General features: G+C 70.0%; 20 protein-coding genes. 4 read left to right on the top strand and 16 right to left on the bottom strand.

Going from position 1 to position 16839, the window contains the following annotated elements; genetic code table 11:
• The first annotated feature begins 59 nt into the window (after window positions 1–59).
• Window positions 60–1892, top strand: a complete 1833-nt coding sequence (locus G5C60_RS07045) for an endonuclease/exonuclease/phosphatase family protein (protein WP_165255773.1) — start codon at window positions 60–62, stop codon at window positions 1890–1892.
• Window positions 1893–1974: 82 nt separating this feature from the next.
• On the opposite strand, the gene G5C60_RS07050 is transcribed toward G5C60_RS07045, so the two are convergent.
• From G5C60_RS07050 to G5C60_RS53015, 7 genes are all read right to left on the bottom strand, one after another.
• Window positions 1975–2709 (bottom strand): SRPBCC family protein, encoded by a 735-nt coding sequence (locus tag G5C60_RS07050; protein WP_165255775.1) that lies wholly within the window; start codon window positions 2707–2709, stop codon window positions 1975–1977.
• Window positions 2710–2725: 16 nt separating this feature from the next.
• Window positions 2726–3370, bottom strand: a complete 645-nt coding sequence (locus tag G5C60_RS07055; RefSeq protein ID WP_165255777.1) for an ArsR/SmtB family transcription factor — start codon at window positions 3368–3370, stop codon at window positions 2726–2728.
• Window positions 3371–3476: 106 nt separating this feature from the next.
• Window positions 3477–4199: an antibiotic biosynthesis monooxygenase gene (locus G5C60_RS07060; RefSeq protein ID WP_165255779.1), complete on the bottom strand. Its 723-nt coding sequence runs from the start codon at window positions 4197–4199 to the stop codon at window positions 3477–3479.
• Between the two features lie 107 nt (window positions 4200–4306).
• The gene (locus G5C60_RS07065) at window positions 4307–4846 is read right to left on the bottom strand and encodes a DUF3618 domain-containing protein (RefSeq protein WP_165255782.1); all 540 of its coding nucleotides are present in this window, start codon (window positions 4844–4846) and stop codon (window positions 4307–4309) included.
• Complete coding sequence (locus G5C60_RS07070) at window positions 4843–5256, bottom strand: phage holin family protein (protein ID WP_420907348.1); 414 nt, start codon at window positions 5254–5256, stop codon at window positions 4843–4845. The genes G5C60_RS07065 and G5C60_RS07070 overlap by 4 nt, the downstream gene beginning before the upstream one ends.
• A gap of 204 nt (window positions 5257–5460) precedes the next feature.
• The gene (locus G5C60_RS07075; RefSeq protein WP_165255784.1) at window positions 5461–6147 is read right to left on the bottom strand and encodes a hypothetical protein; all 687 of its coding nucleotides are present in this window, start codon (window positions 6145–6147) and stop codon (window positions 5461–5463) included.
• Window positions 6144–6275, bottom strand: a complete 132-nt coding sequence (locus G5C60_RS53015) for a hypothetical protein (protein WP_277611110.1) — start codon at window positions 6273–6275, stop codon at window positions 6144–6146. Before G5C60_RS53015 ends, G5C60_RS07075 begins: the two co-directional genes overlap by 4 nt.
• 161 nt (window positions 6276–6436) lie before the next feature.
• On the opposite strand from G5C60_RS53015, the gene dapA reads away from it, so the two are divergent.
• Window positions 6437–7333, top strand: coding sequence for a 4-hydroxy-tetrahydrodipicolinate synthase (dapA, locus tag G5C60_RS07080; RefSeq protein ID WP_165255786.1), 897 nt, complete (start codon window positions 6437–6439; stop codon window positions 7331–7333).
• Window positions 7334–7350: 17 nt separating this feature from the next.
• On the opposite strand, the gene G5C60_RS07085 is transcribed toward dapA, so the two are convergent.
• The 7 genes from G5C60_RS07085 to G5C60_RS07115 all read right to left on the bottom strand — a co-directional run bounded on the left by G5C60_RS07085 (window position 7351) and on the right by G5C60_RS07115 (window position 12920).
• Window positions 7351–8538, bottom strand: coding sequence for an SMP-30/gluconolactonase/LRE family protein (locus tag G5C60_RS07085; RefSeq protein WP_165255788.1), 1188 nt, complete (start codon window positions 8536–8538; stop codon window positions 7351–7353).
• Entirely contained in the window at window positions 8535–9092 is a 558-nt protein-coding gene (locus G5C60_RS07090) for a SigE family RNA polymerase sigma factor (protein ID WP_165255791.1), read from the bottom strand. The genes G5C60_RS07085 and G5C60_RS07090 overlap by 4 nt, the downstream gene beginning before the upstream one ends.
• Window positions 9093–9280: 188 nt before the next feature.
• Window positions 9281–10270: a 2,3,4,5-tetrahydropyridine-2,6-dicarboxylate N-succinyltransferase gene (gene dapD / locus G5C60_RS07095; RefSeq protein WP_165255793.1), complete on the bottom strand. Its 990-nt coding sequence runs from the start codon at window positions 10268–10270 to the stop codon at window positions 9281–9283.
• A 106-nt stretch (window positions 10271–10376) separates the two neighbouring features.
• Entirely contained in the window at window positions 10377–11276 is a 900-nt protein-coding gene (locus G5C60_RS07100) for a CU044_5270 family protein (protein ID WP_165255796.1), read from the bottom strand.
• Between the two features lie 3 nt (window positions 11277–11279).
• A complete protein-coding gene (locus G5C60_RS07105; protein ID WP_165255798.1) occupies window positions 11280–11900 on the bottom strand; it encodes a sigma-70 family RNA polymerase sigma factor in 621 nt (206 codons plus the stop codon).
• 131 nt (window positions 11901–12031) lie between these two features.
• A complete protein-coding gene (locus G5C60_RS07110) occupies window positions 12032–12568 on the bottom strand; it encodes a TetR/AcrR family transcriptional regulator (RefSeq protein WP_165255800.1) in 537 nt (178 codons plus the stop codon).
• Between the two features lie 31 nt (window positions 12569–12599).
• Entirely contained in the window at window positions 12600–12920 is a 321-nt protein-coding gene (locus tag G5C60_RS07115; protein WP_165255802.1) for a DMT family transporter, read from the bottom strand.
• A gap of 183 nt (window positions 12921–13103) precedes the next feature.
• On the opposite strand from G5C60_RS07115, the gene G5C60_RS07120 reads away from it, so the two are divergent.
• The gene (locus tag G5C60_RS07120) at window positions 13104–14888 is read left to right on the top strand and encodes a hypothetical protein (RefSeq protein WP_206439185.1); all 1785 of its coding nucleotides are present in this window, start codon (window positions 13104–13106) and stop codon (window positions 14886–14888) included.
• 212 nt (window positions 14889–15100) lie between these two features.
• Window positions 15101–15958, top strand: coding sequence for an AbfB domain-containing protein (locus tag G5C60_RS07125; RefSeq protein ID WP_165255805.1), 858 nt, complete (start codon window positions 15101–15103; stop codon window positions 15956–15958).
• 80 nt (window positions 15959–16038) lie between these two features.
• Here G5C60_RS07125 and G5C60_RS07130 read toward each other — a convergent pair whose 3' ends face one another.
• Complete coding sequence (locus tag G5C60_RS07130; RefSeq protein WP_033317897.1) at window positions 16039–16371, bottom strand: metal-sulfur cluster assembly factor; 333 nt, start codon at window positions 16369–16371, stop codon at window positions 16039–16041.
• A complete protein-coding gene (gene sufU / locus G5C60_RS07135; protein ID WP_165255807.1) occupies window positions 16368–16835 on the bottom strand; it encodes a Fe-S cluster assembly sulfur transfer protein SufU in 468 nt (155 codons plus the stop codon). Before sufU ends, G5C60_RS07130 begins: the two co-directional genes overlap by 4 nt.
• Window positions 16836–16839 lie beyond the last annotated feature (4 nt).

Raw genomic sequence — 16839 nt, forward strand, 5'->3', positions numbered from 1 at the left:
CATCTCCCCCCTGCTCCACCCTCGTCCCGGCACCCACGTATGTCCCCGGAGGGATCCCGTTGCCGAGCAAGTCTTCCGCGCGCATAGCCGCGCTCACTGTCGCCGCCGTCTGTTCCACCGTCTCCGCCGTTGTACTCACCGGCTCCGCCCATGCGGATGCCGTGGCCGTCCACGACATCCAGGGCAGCACCCGGACATCCCCGCTCGCGGGCCAGCAGGTCACGGACGTGACCGGTGTCGTGACCGGGGTGCGGACCTACGGTTCGTCCCGGGGCTTCTGGATCCAGGACCCGGCCGCGGACGACAACCCGGCCACCAGCGAAGGAATCTTCGTCTTCACCAGTTCCACGCCGAAGGTCGCCGTCGGGGACTCGGTGAAGGTCTCGGGCACGGTCACGGAGTTCGTGCCGGGCGGTGCCTCCTCGGGCAACCAGTCGGTCACGGAGATCACCAGGCCGACGGTGACGGTGGTGTCGAGCGGCAACGCGCTCCCGGCGGCCGCGGTCGTCAGCAGCCGTTCCGTGCCGGACGCGTACACGCCCGCGGGCGATGCGGCCGCGAACGGCTCGCTCAACGGGCTGGCCCTGCAGCCGAAGAAGTACGCCCTCGACTTCTACGAGTCCCTGGAGGGCATGAACGTCAAGATCGGCTCGTCCCGTGTGGTCACCGCGACCGACCCGTTCTCCGAGCTGTGGGTGACGGTGAAGCCGTACGAGAACCCGAACCGCCGCGGCGGCACCGTCTACGGCTCGTACTCCTCGCAGAACACCGGCCGGCTCCAGGTCCAGTCGCTGATCCCGACCGCCACCGAGCCGTTCCCGACCGCGAACGTCGGCGACACCCTGGCGGGCACCACGGAGGGCCCGCTCGACTACACCCAGTTCGGCGGCTACACGCTGACCGCCCGCACCCTCGGCACGGTCACCGACGGCGGCCTGAAGCGCGAGACGACCCGCAAGCAGGATCGCGGTGAGCTGGCGGTGGCGACGTACAACGTCGAGAACCTCGATCCGACGGACGACTCCTTCGCCGATCACGCGGCCGCGATCGTGGACAACCTGCGGTCGCCCGACATCGTGTCCCTGGAGGAGATCCAGGACAACAACGGGGCGACGAAGGACGGTACGGTCGCCGCCGACCAGACGATGCAGAAGCTGGTCGACGCGATCGGGGCGGCGGGCGGTCCGGCGTACGAGTGGCGGTCCATCGACCCCGTCGACCTCGCGGACGGCGGTGAGCCGGGCGGCAACATACGCCAGGTGTTCCTCTTCAACCCGGAGCGCGTCTCCTTCACCGACCGCGCGGGCGGCGACGCGACGACCGCCGTGGGCGTCACGAAGGCGAACGGCAAAGCGCGCCTCACGGCGTCCCCGGGCCGTATCGACCCGGCGGACGAGGCGTGGAAGAACAGCCGCAAGCCACTCGCGGGTGAGTTCGCCTTCCGCGGCAAGACGGTCTTCGTGATCGCGAACCATTTCGCGTCGAAGGGCGGTGACCAGGCGCTGCACTCCCAGTACCAGCCGCCGGTCCGCTCCTCGGAGACCCAGCGCCACCTTCAGGCGAAGTCGGTGAACGCCTTCGTCAAGGACATCCTCGCGGCACAGAGGAACGCGTCCGTCGTCACGCTCGGCGACATCAACGACTTCGAGTTCTCCGAGACCACGAAGCTCCTGGAGGACGACGGCGTCCTCTGGTCGGCCATCAAGTCCCTGCCGAAGAGCGAGCGTTACAGCTACGACTTCCAGGGCAACAGCCAGGTTCTCGACCAGATCCTGATCAGCCCGTCGATCCGCAAGGACTGCGACTTCACCTACGACAGCGTGCACATCAACGCGGAGTTCGCCGACCAGATCAGCGACCACGACCCGCAGGTGCTGCGCTTCAGGCCGTAAGTGCCGCAGCTCCCGCGCACGGACGAGCCCGGCCCCGTCGTCCGGGGGGCCGGGCTCGTCTCGTACGCCGACGTGTCCGGGCTCAGGCGAAGACGCCGTTCAGCCAGCCCTGCCAGGCGATCTCGTTGCTCTTGGCGTCGGCGCCGGCCGCGAAGTCGTGGACGCTGATGCCGACCGGGGCGCCCCAGTGGTTGCGTCCGAAGAAGCGGTAAAGGGCGTTGTCCGTGCGCAGCCCGATGAAGTACGGGTTACGGAAGTCGACCACCGCGTCCAGGCTCCGGCCGTCCGGTCCCTGGGCCCGCACCCGCGCTCCCTCCGCGGCGTCGTCCGGCAGACCGAGGGCGCGTCCTGCGGTGGTGAGGGCGTCGGGCGCCTTGGACGCCTCAGGGCCTTCGAGCGTGGTGAACGTGACGGCGCGGCCCGCGAAGTGCGTCACGTACTCACGCAGAGTGTGCAGGTAGAAGTCGGTGTGCTTGTTGGCGCCGTCGTACTGGTTGTCCCAGTCGTCGGTGAAGATGCCGCTGTGCACATAGCGCATCCAGGCGCGGCGGCCTCCGTCGCGCGGCTCGATGGTGTGGTCGAGCTGGTTGAGCGCCTGGGTCGGGACGATCTCCTGCAGGTTCTCCGCACGGACGGTGAAGTGGTGCGGCGGATCCCAGACGGTGACGGTGTGGCCCATGCCGGCGTCACCGCCCTCGCGCGGCTCGTATTCCGCGGGCCACAGCCAGCCGCCCGTGCCGCTGGTGATGGCGTCCCACACCTGCTGGGGCGTGGCATCGATCTCGAACTCGCGGGCGATCTCGAATTCCTTGGACATGGTGGGCTCCTGAGCACTACTGGTTCAGTTCCGGGGCCGGCTGGTCGTCGACCGTGGGCTTGGCTGTGGGCTTGGCTGTGGGCTTGACCGTGGGGTGGACGGCGACGACGATCCGGTGATCGCGCCCGCCCTCCGCGTCCCCGTCGTGGTACTTGCGGATGAGCGCGCCCACGCCCTGCGTGAGTTCCTCTATGAACGCGGCCCGGTCCGCCGCCGAGGCGAAGCGCACCTCGCCGTCGAGCGCGTACGTCGCCAGCCGCTTGCGGGCCTTCGCCGCACCCGTGATGAGCGAGCCGACGTCCCGGACGAGCCGGGCGCCGAGCGCGAGCAGCCAGCGGGCCGAGAGCTGGTCACGGAAGCGGTCCGGGTCGGGCTGCAGGGAGGCCAGCGCGAGCGGCGAGATGACGTACGACGCGGCGGTCGCCCGCATCAGCCGCTCGGTGACGTTGCCCTTGCGGCGCTCCCCCGCCAGCTCTACCAGGCCGTGCCGCTCCAGCGCCTTGAGGTGGTAGTTCACCTTCTGGCGCGGCAGCCCGACCTTGCCGGCCAGCATGGTGGCCGACGCGGGGCCTGCCGCCAGCTCGGCGAGCAGCTGGGCCCTCTTGGGGTCCAGGGATGCGGCGGCTGCCGCCGGGTCCTCGATCACGGTGACGTCCAACATGACTTCACCGTCTCACCGAAAACTTTTTTTGTCCAGACGGTTCGAGTTTTCGGTGAGAGGGTCCGAGAAAGGAGTCAGGTGAGGGTGAGGAGATCCGAGAAAGGCGTCACTGGGGCACGAGGCCGAGTGCGTATGAGTAGCGGCTGCCGGTGAACTTCACCCCGGGAGCCGTCCGCACGGCCTCCCACTCCGGCGCGGGCTCCGAAACCGCCAGGGCCTCGTCGTACGACTGCTCGCTCTCCCACTCGGCGTAGTTCAGGACGTGGGTGCCGTCGGTGCTCAGATGGAAGTGCGCGGCGACGAGGCCGCGGTCGTCCTCAGGAGCCGCGGACATGGCAGTGAAGACGGAGTCGACCCAGTCGCGCCGCCGCTCGGCGGCCTCTCCCTCGAAGCCCTCGAAGCCCTCGAAGCCCTCGGAGCCCTCGAAGTCGATCCGCACGGTCACGATGAGCCCGGGCGTGCGAGTGTCACCGGCCGCACGCTCGCGGCTGCGGTAGCGCCGGTACCGTCCGAGGCTCAGCCGCTCGATCCCCGGCACGGCGGTGTCGATCTCGTCGACGCGCTCCTGCCGATGGGTCTTCGCGAATGCCTCGTACGACTGCTCGTCCGCCCACTGAGAGTGATGCAGGAGCGTCGTTCCGTCGTGCCCGGTGTAGACGTAGTAACCGAGCAGGCCCTCGGTCGGCCAGGGCCTGCTCTCCCAGGTGGAGGCGATCGCCTCCACGGTCACCTTCTGCCGCTCGGGCGTCCCCACCCGCCAGGTGCTGAAGAACGGGGCTTCCACCTCGGGGCGGGTCATGTCGGGGTGCGCGTCGGTACGGCGGGTCATCACAGCCTCCAGGGATTCGGCGCTCGGTGTGAGCAGCACCCACCCTCCGACCTCAACCAAAGTTCAGGTCAAGTACGGAGGCTGGCGGAGGCTGTGATCTCCGTTCATCAGCGGAGACCGCTGAAACCGCTGAGACCGCGGAACCCGCGGTGGCTGGGCTGCTGGGTGTGGTGCCGCCGCCGCAGGATCCCCGCCGCGACCACGGCACCGGCTCCGGCGATCAGTACCGGCCGGGGATGCCGCAAGCCGGCCTGTATGACCGTGCTCGCCGCGGTGCGGACGGGCTGCGGGACGTTCTCCTGCACGACGTGCCCGGCATGAGTCGCCTTGCCCTGCACGGCGTGCCCGGCGTGTGCGGCCTTCTCCTGCGCCACGTGCCGGACCTGCGCCGCCTTCTCCTGCGCCACATGACCGGCCTGCGCCGCCTTGCCCTGCACGGTGTGCCCGGCCTCGGACGCCTTGCCCTTGAGCTCGGCGCGCCGCGCACGCGCGCGGGCCCGTACATCGGCCTTGGCCGCCAACTCCTCGACGGTGTCGCCGAGTTGTCCCCTGGTCTCCGCGATCTGCTGTCGCAACTCCTCCGGGCCCTTGGCGCCCTGGGCCGCCTTCGCGGTCCCCTCGGCTTCCGCGCCCTTCCGCTCGTTCATCGATGCGCCCTTTCCTTGATTTCGTCGACGTCGGCCCGGACGCTGTCGAGGGTCTCCTCGGGCAGGGGTGGCGCCGCGCGGCGCAGTTGCGCACGGCCGGTCAGGCCGAGGACGCCCGCGATCACGAAGAGCACGCCCGTGACGATGAGCGCCGACGCCCACACGGACAGCACCAGGGACAGCGCGGCGGCGCCCGTGCCGGCCAGCGCCATCAGGCCCACGTACGCGACGGCGCCCGCCGCGCCGAGCAGGCCGCCGCCACGTCCGGCGCGCCGCCCTTTCTGCGCCAACTCCTCCTTCGCGAGCCGCACTTCCTGCCGTACGAGTTCGGAGAGCTGTTCGGTGGCCTGTCCGACGAGATCACCCACCGAGTGGTGTTCCTCCGGCCGTCGCTGCATGGTCTCGGTCACGGCGCCCCGCCTCCTCTCGTCTCGGGACGCCCGAGTACCCCGCCGTGCCGCAGCCAAAGCGCTCCGCTGGAAATGTGGTCAGGAGCTGCGGGTCCGTCGTGGCTGGTCGCTCCCCCACTCTCGACTTCGCTCGAGCGGGGGGACCCCCATCGCGGCGGAGCCGCACATCGACACAGCCCCGCGCCCCTTACGGGGCGCTGGCGCTCAGCCCTGCCCAGTCCCGCGCTCCCCTGGTCGTCCCAGTCGGGCCAGCTGGCTCTGGAACCAGTCGAGGCGGGCCTGCAGGAGCGCGGCCTCGGCGACGAGCTCGGACACACCGAGCCCCGCGGGCAGGTCACCACCGGCAGGTCCGGCACCTCCGCCGGCCCGTACCCGCAGCCCCTCTCCGCCCAGCCGCGCGAAGGTCGCCAGGGACACGGACGGACGGCCGCGTACGCATCCGGCACAGGCAGCCGCCAGGGCCCGCCAGCCGGGCTTGCCCCACCCGGCGTCGGCCAGCGCCACGGCCCCGGATCCGCAGGTGCAGGGCCCGACCGTGGCGGTGCGGACCCGCTGCCGCGCGTACCGGAACCCGCGCTCGAAGCGGAGGTACGCGCCGAGGACCGACACTTCGAGGAGTACGGCCGCCCGGTGCTCGGCGGTGCACAGCATCGCCTCCGCATCCGTACGGTCATGCACGCAGTGGAAGCCGCAGTCGCAGAGGCGATGCGGTGCCCGGTGCCGCAGCCCGTACACACACCGGGCTTCGTCCAGCACCCCGTAGGGCAGCGCGCCGCCCAGCGACACACCGGTGAACCCGGCCCGGCTGCCGTCCTGCGACAGCATCGGGTGGGCGATCTTGAATCCGGTGGGCGGCTCCGCCGGACGTTCCTCGGGGAGCCGCCACCTCATCGCGCGACCGGAACCTCTTCGACGGCGGGCTCCAACTCCTCGATCTCCTCAGCGAGTTGAAGCTCGTCCTCTTCCACGCGCGGCTGCTCCTCCGCGACTCCGGTGGCGAGCGCCTTACCCAGCCTCATAACGCCTCCCGTGACCGATCACCAACTACCGTCCTCGCCATGGTGACTCAAACGGCGCCGAGTTCCTAGAGCGCCCGTTCGGGCATTCCGCAGCATTCCTTACGTATACCTTGTAGAAGAATTAAGTGGAGCTTCATGGTCGGGGTGCCGAGACTACGGACATGAGCACACCACTCACCCCGCCCTTCGGCCGCGCCCTCTGCGCGATGATCACGCCTTTCACCGAGGACGGACGGCTCGATCCGGACGGTGCGCAGGCGCTGGCCGAGCGGCTGGTCGCGGACGGGTGCGAGGGGCTGGTGCTGTCCGGGACGACCGGGGAGTCGCCGACCACTACGGATGCCGAGAAGGCCGCGCTCGTACGGGCCGTGGTCGAGGCGGTCGGCGGGCGGGCCGCGGTGGTGGCGGGCGTCGGGACCTCCGACACACGGCACACGATCGAGCTGGCCCAGGAGGCCGAAAAGGCGGGCGCGGACGGCCTGTTGGTGGTCTCGCCCTACTACAGCAAGCCGCCGCAGGAAGCCCTTGAGGCCCACTTCCGGGACGTCGCGGACGCGTCCGGGCTGCCGATCGCGCTGTACGACATCCCGGGCCGCACCGGCACGCGGATCGAGCCGGAGACGATGCTGCGGCTCGCCGGGCATCCGCGGATCGTGGCGGTCAAGGACTGTGCGTACGACCTGCTCGGCACCCAGAAGGTGCTGGCCCGCACGGATCTCGCGTACTACACGGGCTGCGAGGAGTTCACGCTCCCGCTGTACGCGGTGGGCGGCGCCGGATACATCAGCACCGTCGCCAATGCCGCTCCCCGCCAACTCCGGGGAATCCTGGACGCGTTCGACGCCGGAGACACCGCCGAGGCCGCCCGGCGGCAGCGACGGGCCATCCCTCTCACCGAGCTGATGATGGCGTCCGGCCTGCCCGGCACGGTCACGGCGAAGGCCCTGCTCGGTGCGCTCGGCCTGCCCGCGGGCCCGGTCCGCGCACCGCTGCGGCCCGCCGGCCGCGAGACGGCCGACGGGCTGCTGGCCGCGTACGAGCGGCTCGTGGCCGCCTGATCAGTGTTCGACGAGGATCAGCGTTCGGTGAAGATCGGCGTCCATTGTCCGGGCGCGCCGTCGCTCCCCTTGAGAGCTCCACTCAGGCGTACGAGTTTGTCGCTGCCGATCGTGGCGAGGACGAGCCGGTTGTGGTGCTCGTTCTCGCCCGGTTCGCTGTACCAGAGGATGAGCCGCTTGTTGTCGACCCAGGCGAGCGGCTGGTATCCCGGCACTTTGGCGATCCGCTCGCCGGTGTAGGCGTCAAGGACGGCGCCGCCGTCGTTCGCGACGAGTTTGCCGTTCGGGGACACTCCCGCGTCGATGTACCACTGCGTGTACCGCTCGTTCGCGGGCCGGTCGACCTTGTTGCCCTCGAAGTCGTAGTACTGCATGTCGGGTTCCCTGGTGAGCCCGGAGTAGACCCGCTTGCCGTCGTGGCTGAAGGCGAAGTCCTGACGGGCGTTGCTGTCGTCCACCTCCGGGACCTCGCTCCACGATCCCTTGCCGGAGGCCACGTCGATGACGTAGAAGCCGGTTCGCGGCTGGTCCTGCGACTGGTCGTAGTCGTTGTTCTTGCCGTCGCCGTCGCTGTCGTAGTCCACCTTGTACCGCAGGTCGGGATTCGCCTTGTACGTCGTCGCGACGAGCTTGTCTCCGTCAGGAGAGAACTCGACGCCCGCGACGCCGCGGTCCACCGGGATCCAGCGCTCGACCTCGCCGGTGCGCAGGTTGAGCAGGCCGATCCGCTTGGTGGGCAGGTCGTTCTCCAGGACGGCGGCGGTCCGCATGCCGGGGGCGATGTCGATGAAGGACCACTTGGACGCCTTCTCGTACTTGCCTGTCTTCTGGTCGAGCAGCCGGTACTCGCGGACGGCGACGGCACGGTCGTCCGTCTGCTCGACGTTCTTCCGGGTGTAGTACGCGGCCAGCGCGACGTCTCCTGCCGCGATCATGTCGCGCGGGGGCGACTGGTCGGGGTGGGCGATGATGTCGCTCTCGTTCCTCTCGGTCGCGAGCCGATCGCCGTCCTTGCCCGACTCCAGCATCGGCACCGCCACCGCGACGGCGACCACGGCGGCGGTGGCCGCGGCGACGGACGCGAGGGTACGGGTACGGCGGCGTCGCCGGACCGTCAGCACCCGGTCGGCGAACCCCGGGCCCAGCGGCGGCTGTTGGGTGGCCTGCTCCCGCAGGGAGTCACGCACCAGTTCGTCGACGTTCACGGGCGTACCTCCACGGGCGAGAAGTCACGGGACGGGCTTTCTTCGGCGTCGGCGAGTCCGAGTGCGGCCAGTTCGGGTGCGAGGGCGCGCAGCCGGGCGAGGGAGCGGTGCGTGGTGGAGCGCACGGTCCCGACGGAGCAGCCGAGGATCCGGGCCACATCGGCCTCCGGCAGATCCTCGAAGTACCGCAGCACGAGGACTGTCCGCTGCCGCGGGGTCAGCCGTGCCAGCGCCCCGCGCATGACGATCCGCAGCTCGGCGGCGGAGGCGGCGTCACCGCCGCCCGTCCCCTCGGGCGGCTCGGCGACCGTCAGCTCCCGTCTTCGCCACTTCAGCCGCCACCGGCTCACCTGCTGCCGGTACAGGATCCGCCGTACGTACGCCTCCGGCTCGTCGATCCGCTGCCACCGGCCCGCGGCCTTGATCAGCGCGTTCTGCAGAAGATCCTCGGCGGCGTGCCGGTCGCCGCCACTGAGCAGGACGGCGGTTTTCAGCAACGCCGACGACCGGTTCTCCACGAACTCCCGGAAGCGCTCCTGCCCTTGGGCATCCATCGTCACCTTCTCTTTCCCGGCGGGCCTCCCCCGCTTGGCATTCCTTGTGACGCGCGCGGTCATCTCCCGCTATGCCTGCACCACAAAGAAAGTTCCCCGCGCCGCCCCATAGGGGCGCGGGGAACTGCGCGACCAGCCACGGACAACCCGCAGCTTCAAACGGCCCTGCCAGACGAGCTGGTGCAGAACTAGTTGTGGCTGTGCAAGATGTCGTTCAGCCCACCCCACACCGCATTGTTCGGCCGAGCCTCCACCGTGCCGCTGACCGAGTTGCGGCGGAAGAGGATGTTCGAGGCACCGGAGAGCTCGCGGGCCTTGACGATCTGGCCGTCGGGCATCGTGACGCGGGTGCCGGCGGTGACGTACAGGCCCGCCTCGACCACGCACTCGTCGCCGAGCGCGATCCCGACGCCCGCCTCGGCACCGACGAGGCAGCGCTCGCCGATGGTGATCCGGACGTTGCCGCCACCGGAGAGGGTGCCCATGGTGGAGGCGCCGCCGCCGATGTCCGAACCGTTGCCGACCACGACCCCGGCGGAGATACGGCCCTCGACCATCGAGGTGCCGAGCGTGCCCGCGTTGAAGTTCACGAAGCCCTCGTGCATGACCGTGGTGCCCTCGGCCAGGTGTGCGCCGAGGCGGACCCGGTCGGCGTCGGCGATGCGTACGCCCTTGGGGGCCACGTAGTCCGTCATGCGCGGGAACTTGTCGACGGACGTCACGGCCAGGTGGAGGCCCTCGGCGCGGGCGTTCAGGCGGACCTTCTCCACGTCGTCCACCGCGACCGGGCCGATCGAGGTCCAGGCGACGTTGGCGAGGTGCGCGAAGATGCCGTCCAGGCTCTGGCCGTGCGGCTTCACGAGGCGGTGCGAGAGCAGGTGGAGGCGCAGGTACACGTCGTGCGCGTCGATCGGCTTCTCGTCGAGCGAGGCGATGACCGTACGGACCGCGACCACCTCGACGCCCCGGCGGGCATCCGGGCCGGTCGCCGCGGTCGCGCCGCCGCCGAGCAGCTCCGCGGCCCGCTCGGCGGACAGCCGCTCCGTACCGGACGGACCCGGCTCGGCGACGAGCTCGGGCGCGGGGAACCAGGTGTCGAGAACGGTGCCGTCGGCGGCGACCGTGGCGAGGCCGGCGGCGACAGCGCCGGTGGTGCGAGAAGCAGTCGTGTCGGTCATGAGGGAAACCTAACCGGCCGGGGGCGCGAGGGGCCAACCGGTGCGCCGGGCATCTCACGTGCCGGGCGCACCGCTCCGCTCAGCTGTGGCTCAGGTCAGCTGTGGCTCAGGGCCGCTCACCCTTCTTGTCGACGAGCCCCATGGCGAGCCGGGCGCCGCCCAGGATGAACCGGTCCTGGCCCCCGCCGCCGGTCCGCTCGACGGAGCGGTAACCGCTGGCGAGGTATGTCGTCGGGTCGAGCAGCGTCTGGCCCGAGCCCGCCCTGGCGCCCTTCAGATAGAGCGCGATCGCGTCGCGTCCCGCCACGTCCTGAACCTGGGCGGCCCGCACGCCGGGGATCGTCGCCATGGCCCGGTACACCTTGGCGAGCCCTTCGGGGTCGATCACATACGCCCGGCTGATGATCGCGCCGAGCGCCCGGTACTCGTGCTGCGTACGGGTCTCGCCCGGATCGGTGGCGTAGAAGAAGGCGCGTGCCTCGGCGCGTACCCGCTTCGGATCGTCGGGCAGGCTCCTGAGGAACGCGTACTGCTCGCGCGGCGAGTGGTCGTCGCCCGCCTTGCCGTCCTCCATGGACGGATCGGCGTACTTGATCCAGTCCTCGCTCGTGCGGGGCCCCGGCTGCTCGTCGTCCGTCGTGTTCGTCTCGACGGACTTGAGGTAGACCCACTGGCCGTCGCGCGGACTGGCGGGGGCACGCGCCGCGATGATTTCCGCTGCCTCGTTCAGCAGGTCCTTCGCGCTGCCCAGCTCCAGCGTGTAGCCCGGCTGCGACCCCGGTTGCGTACGTCCGTCATCGCCGACCACCTGCGTGCCGATCACCGCGGCTGCCGTGATCGCCGCCGCGGCCCCGACCGCGGCGAGCCGCCAGTCGGCGCGCAGCCGGCGGCCGCGGCCGCCGCGCAGTGCCTCGCTCAGCAGCCGGTCGCGTCCTTCGACGAGCCGTGTGCGGTGCGGGGTGGGGGCGTCGGCCCGCAGTTCACGGACCGCTGTCATCTCGTCCATCGGTCAGGCCACCTCCGTGGTGTCGAGTGTGAACGCGGGGTCGGCGCCGAGTGCCGAACGGACCTTGCGGCGGGCGCGGTTGAGCCGGGAGCGGACGGTGCCGACGGGGATGCCGAGGGCCTCGGAGACCTCGACGTACGTCAGCTCCGCCCAGGCCACGAGCAGCAGTACGTGTCTGTCGCCGGCGGACAGCGAGGCCAGCGCCCCGGCGAGCGGGCCCTGTGCCGCCACCCGGCTGTCGGAGTCCTCGACCCATGACGCGGCGACGGGATCGTGTCCGGTGCGGGCCAGCGCCCTGAGGGCCCGCACTTCGGCGCGGCGCTGCTTGCCGATGACGTTGCCCGCGATGCCGTACAGCCAGGGACGGGCGTTGGGGCGCGTCAGGTCGTAGCGGGCGCGGATGCGGAACGCCGTGAGGAAGGTGTCCGCGGTGATGTCGTCGGCCGCGCCGTCCCCCAGGCGCCGGGTCACATACCGGTGGATGTCGGGGGCGTACTGGTCGTAGAGGCGCGCGAACAGCTCCGGGTGCTCCAGCGACTGGGCAACGACCTCCGCATCGTCCCGCGCCCCTTCGCTCTGCGCCCGTTCGTCCTGCGCCTCCGGTGGCGGTGGTGGTCCCGTCACAAGGCCTCCCCGTGCTTCGTCGTGCCGAGCTTGTCACCCCTGTTCCCCGGTGGGCCGAGGAAGGTTCACGGCTCACACGCACCGCACAGAGAAAAAACACTGAGAAAACCGCACAGAGAAGGCTCAGGGGATCAGGGGATCACACGGGCCAGCATCTCCCGGGCGTACTCCTCGTCGTACGCCCTCCCCGTCAGCAACACCTCGAGACAGATCCCGTCCACCAGCGCGACCAGGGCCCGTGCGGTGGCCGGATCCGTGCGGCGGCTGATGCGTTCGGCGAGGTCCTGACCGCACTCGGCGGCGACGGAGCGCAGCGCGGGGCGGCGCAGGGCGGCGAGATAGAGCTCGTACTCGAGCACCACCGCCGTACGGTCGCCCGCGAGCCACTCGCCCACCAGGCCGGCGAGGTCACCGGCCAGATCGCTGCCGGTGTCCTCGAGGCCGCCCCGCGCGGCGATCACCTTGGCGAAGCCCTCGTTCGCCTGCCGCAGCGCGGCGACCATCAGTTCGTCGAGGGTCTTGAAGTGGTACGTCGTGGAGCCCAGCGGCACATCGGCCTCGGCCGCGACGGAGCGATGGCTCAGCCCTCCAATGCCCTTGGCCTCCACGACCCGGATGGCCGCGTCGATGATGCGCTGGCGCCTGTCGGGGTCGTAACGCCGGGCCATCAGCGGACTCCTATGACCGCACGGCCGCCCATCAGTGCGCCCCGCCCAGGTTCAGCACCACGACCCCAACGATGATCAGGGCGATCCCGGCCGCCTTCGCGGTGGTCAGCCCCTCCCCGAGGAAAACCATGCCGATCGCAGCGATGGCCGCGGTGCCGGCTCCGGCCCAGATCGCGTACGCCGTGCCGACCGACACGGTTTTCAGCGTCTGCGCGAGCAGCACGAAGGAGACGACGTATCCGATGAGCGTCAGCAGGGAGGGCCACAGTTTGCTGAGGCCGTCGCTGTACTTTATGGCGGTCGTCGCGGCGACCTCGGCCGCGATGGCTCCGGTGAGCAATGCGTATCCCATGCGTACGAGCGTACACATCGATACGTACACCCGTACACAAAGAATGCGCCACAGTCAGGTCAGCCCCCCGAGCGCGAGCAGCCGCTTCGGACGACGGCGTTGTACGGATCCGCGCAAGGGCCGCTCCCGTTTGCGCGTATTCCGCTGTAGAACAGGCCAGTTACCGCTGGTTACGGTGCAGCCATGAGCAGAGGAGCCGCACATCGCAACAGGCCCTGGACGCGTGCACTGGCCGCCGGAGCGCTCGCCGTGGGAGCGCTGACCGCGGCACCGGCCGCGGACGGAGCGCCGGCCCGTACCGAGGAACCCGTGGCCTCCACGTCCCCGGTCACCGGCGTCACCGAGACCGAGGTCTCCGTACGGATCCCGCTGCCGGCCTCGGTCGGCAGCCACCCGGCGCGCTGCGACTGGCTGTCGTATCTGCGCTACCGGTCCTCGGGCGGGCCGTCGAAGTCCGCCGACGCGGACCGGATTCTGATCGCCCAGCCGGGCATTCTGGAGGGCGCGGGCGCCTTCGACAGCGTGGCACGCAACACGGTGGAGGCGGCCGCCGAGAAGGGCGAGCACATCGAGTTCTGGGCGCTGGACCGGCGCTCCAACTGCCTTGAGGACAACACCGGGATCGGAGCTGGCAGCGCCACGAAGGCCGTTGACTACTACTACGGAGGCAAGCAGGTCGACGGGCGCACCTTCGACGGCTTTCTGACGAGTGACCAGGTGGGCTGGCTCGCCGAGCTCGGTCTGGAACAGACCGTCCGTGACCAGTACGACCTGCTCGCCGCCGAACTGCCCGACCAGCGGCTGCGCAAGGAGAAGGTGCTGTGCGGCGGCCACTCGCTCGGCGGCGTACTCACCGGCGTCTTCGCCACCTGGGACTTCGACGGGAACAGCGCGACGAAGGCCGACGCGGGCTTCAACCAGTGCGGGGGCTACTTCGCCCTGGACACCACGATCTCCACCTCACTGGACGACCTGAACGGCACGTCGCCCGGCTCCGGCTCGGGCTCCGGCTCCGGCTCCGGCTCCGGCGGGAACGGCCCCGGCGAGAGCCTGCTGCCGGGTCTGGTCCCGGACACGAGCATCGGCTACGGCGCCGTGCAGGCCGGGTTGCGCACCGGCGTCCTGCCCCGCTTCCTCGCCCTCCCCGCAGTGCTCAACCCCGAGACGATGAACCTGCTCGCGCTCAGCGGCCTGGCCGCCCGCAACGCGCCCGAGGCCGAATCCGCACTGCTCGACACGGTCCCGTCGAACCCCAACATCGAGACGACAGGCCGCCTCCTGTTCTCCAAGAACGGGGACGTCTTCCTCACCGGCAGGCCGTCCATCCGCGACTTCCGGCTCACCAACGCGGCCGTGCTCGGCACCTTCATGGACGACAACTCGGCATCGCTCGCCTTCATCCAGACGAGCGTGGGCTTCTTCGACAGTGCCGACGGCGGCAGGATCGTGGACAAGAACTTCCCGGCCTCGAACGAAGCCCCGGCTCAACCAGCCCTGTTCGGTACGGAGTTGAAGGCGATCCCGGACGAGCCCGGCGGCCCGCTCTACACCTGGCGGAACTACGACCGGGTGGGTGCGGCGGACGACCCGGGGTACCGCTCGTCCACCGGCAGGCCGTTCACCACGGCCGCCAAGGAGGTCACGGACATCGGGGAGCTGGCCCGCAGTCTCTCCGAACAGCCGCTGGACTTCACCGAGGACTACTTCCCGACCAGGCTGGTCACGGACATCCAGCTGATCGACGATCCACAGCTCCAGGGCAAACTGGTGCACCGCGACGGGCTCACCGCGAATCCCACGGTCACCTTTGTCGCGGGCGACGGCATTCTGGCGGATCACATTCCCTCGGACAGGAATCCCGTGGTCCTGCCGGGTTACCAGCACCTGGACGTGCTCACAGCCGCGCCGGTTCAGAACAACGGGAAGCGCGAGGAGATCTCCGTACGCCTGTCGCAGTTCGCTCGCTAGCGCTGCACAACTCGAGCACTGAAACCGCTCTCCGAAAGGCCTGCTCAGAAGCCACCGGGTCCACTACTGTTTCACCGTCGCGCACCGGAGCTTTCCGGCCACAGCCGTTCGTTCCGTGTGCCCGCGGCCTCCGCTTCCTCTCGTGTTCCTCTGGTTCCGAGGGCACATGACCAATCCGCGTTCGCCCCCGGGCGACGCAGGGGGAACAGCGCATGCCAGAAAGCAAGCCCGGACCCGCTCCGGAGCAGCCACCCAAGGTATGGGAGACCGGCGAGGGTCTGGACGGAGGCCGCGTACCCGGGACGCGCCGCCTCTATCTGGCCGGCGCACTCGCCCTGGCGGTTCTGGCCGCCACGGTGACCGCGATCTCCATACTCGACCGGAGTGGTGACGACTCATCACAGGGGCCGCAGAACACGTCCGCCGCCGAGCCGATCGTTCCTGAGGTCAACCCGACTGTCCCCACCACGGAGCCCAGTGGGAAGAGCGGCCTTTCCTCACCGGAGCCGGAACCCACCGACGCCGCCTCGGACGCCTCGAAGGGTTCCGGCTCCCCCGAGGCCCAGCAGCACGGCTCCGAGCCCCGCCCCGAGCCGTCGAAGCCCGCCTCCAGCAGCAAGCCACCCGCCAAGGCGCCGTCCACCTCGCGGAAGTCGGTCCAGGCGGTCAACTACCCCGATCGCTATTGGCACTTCAGCGACGGCGCCGGCCGTCTCGACCGGGTGAGCTCGCGCAGCTCCGCCGAGACCCGGCGGGAATCCACCTTCACGCTCGTCTCCGGCCTCGCGGACTCCGACTGCGTTTCCTTCTCCACCGGCGACGGCGGCTATCTCCGCCACATCAACTTCCGCCTCCGCGCGGACCGCGACGACGGCTCGGCGCTCTTCGAGAAGGACGCCACCTTCTGCCCGCGCCCGTCGTCGTACTCCGGCGCGGTGATGCTGGAGGCGGTCAACTACCCCGGCCGCTTCCTGCGCCACCGGGACTTCCAGCTTCGCCTGGATCCGTACGAGTACAGCGGCCTCTACCAGGCCGACTCGGCGTTTCGCCTGGTGGACGGCTTGGGCTGACCGCGCCCTCTACCTCGTCAAACATGTGGGGCCCCGGCAGCTGCCGGGGCCCCACACACGTATACGCGAACTATGCGAACTCAGACGTTGAACCCGAGCGCCCGAAGCTGCTCACGTCCGTCGTCCGTGATCTTGTCGGGGCCCCACGGCGGCATCCAGACCCAGTTGATCCGGAGCTCGCTGACGAGGCCGTCCGTGGCGGACTTGGCCTGGTCCTCGATGACGTCCGTCAGCGGACAGGCCGCCGACGTCAGGGTCATGTCGAGCGTCGCGATGTTCGCGTCGTCGATGTGGATGCCGTAGATCAAGCCGAGGTTGACGACGTCGATGCCCAACTCGGGGTCGACCACGTCGTACAGCGCCTCACGGACCTCTTCCTCCGAGGCCGGCTTCATCTCAATGGTCTCGCTCATGCCGTTTTCCTTTCGGCGTCGGCCTCGCCCAGGGCCTGGGCCGTCGCGTCCTTCCACGCCATCCAGCTCAGCAGGGCGCACTTCACACGGGCGGGGTACTTGGAGACCCCGGCGAACGCGACCGCGTCCTCCAGAACCTCCTCCATGGCGTCGTCCGGCTCGATGCGGCCCTTGGACTGCATCAGCTCCAGGAAGGTCTCCTGGATCTTCTGCGCCTCGGCGAGCTGCTTGCCGACGAGCAGTTCGTTCAGTACGGAGGCCGAGGCCTGGCTGATCGAGCAGCCCTGGCCTTCGTAGCTGACATCCGCGATCAGCGAGCCTTCGTACTTCACGCGTAGCGTGATCTCGTCACCGCACGTCGGGTTGACGTGGTGCACCTCGGCGTCGCCATCCCGCAGACCGCGCCCGTGCGGGTGCTTGTAGTGGTCCAGGATGACTTCCTGGTACATCGAATCCAGCTTCACGTCC

Origin of the sequence: Streptomyces scabichelini (assembly GCF_011045015.1) — a bacterium.
In the GTDB taxonomy this organism is placed as follows: domain Bacteria; phylum Actinomycetota; class Actinomycetes; order Streptomycetales; family Streptomycetaceae; genus Streptomyces; species Streptomyces scabichelini.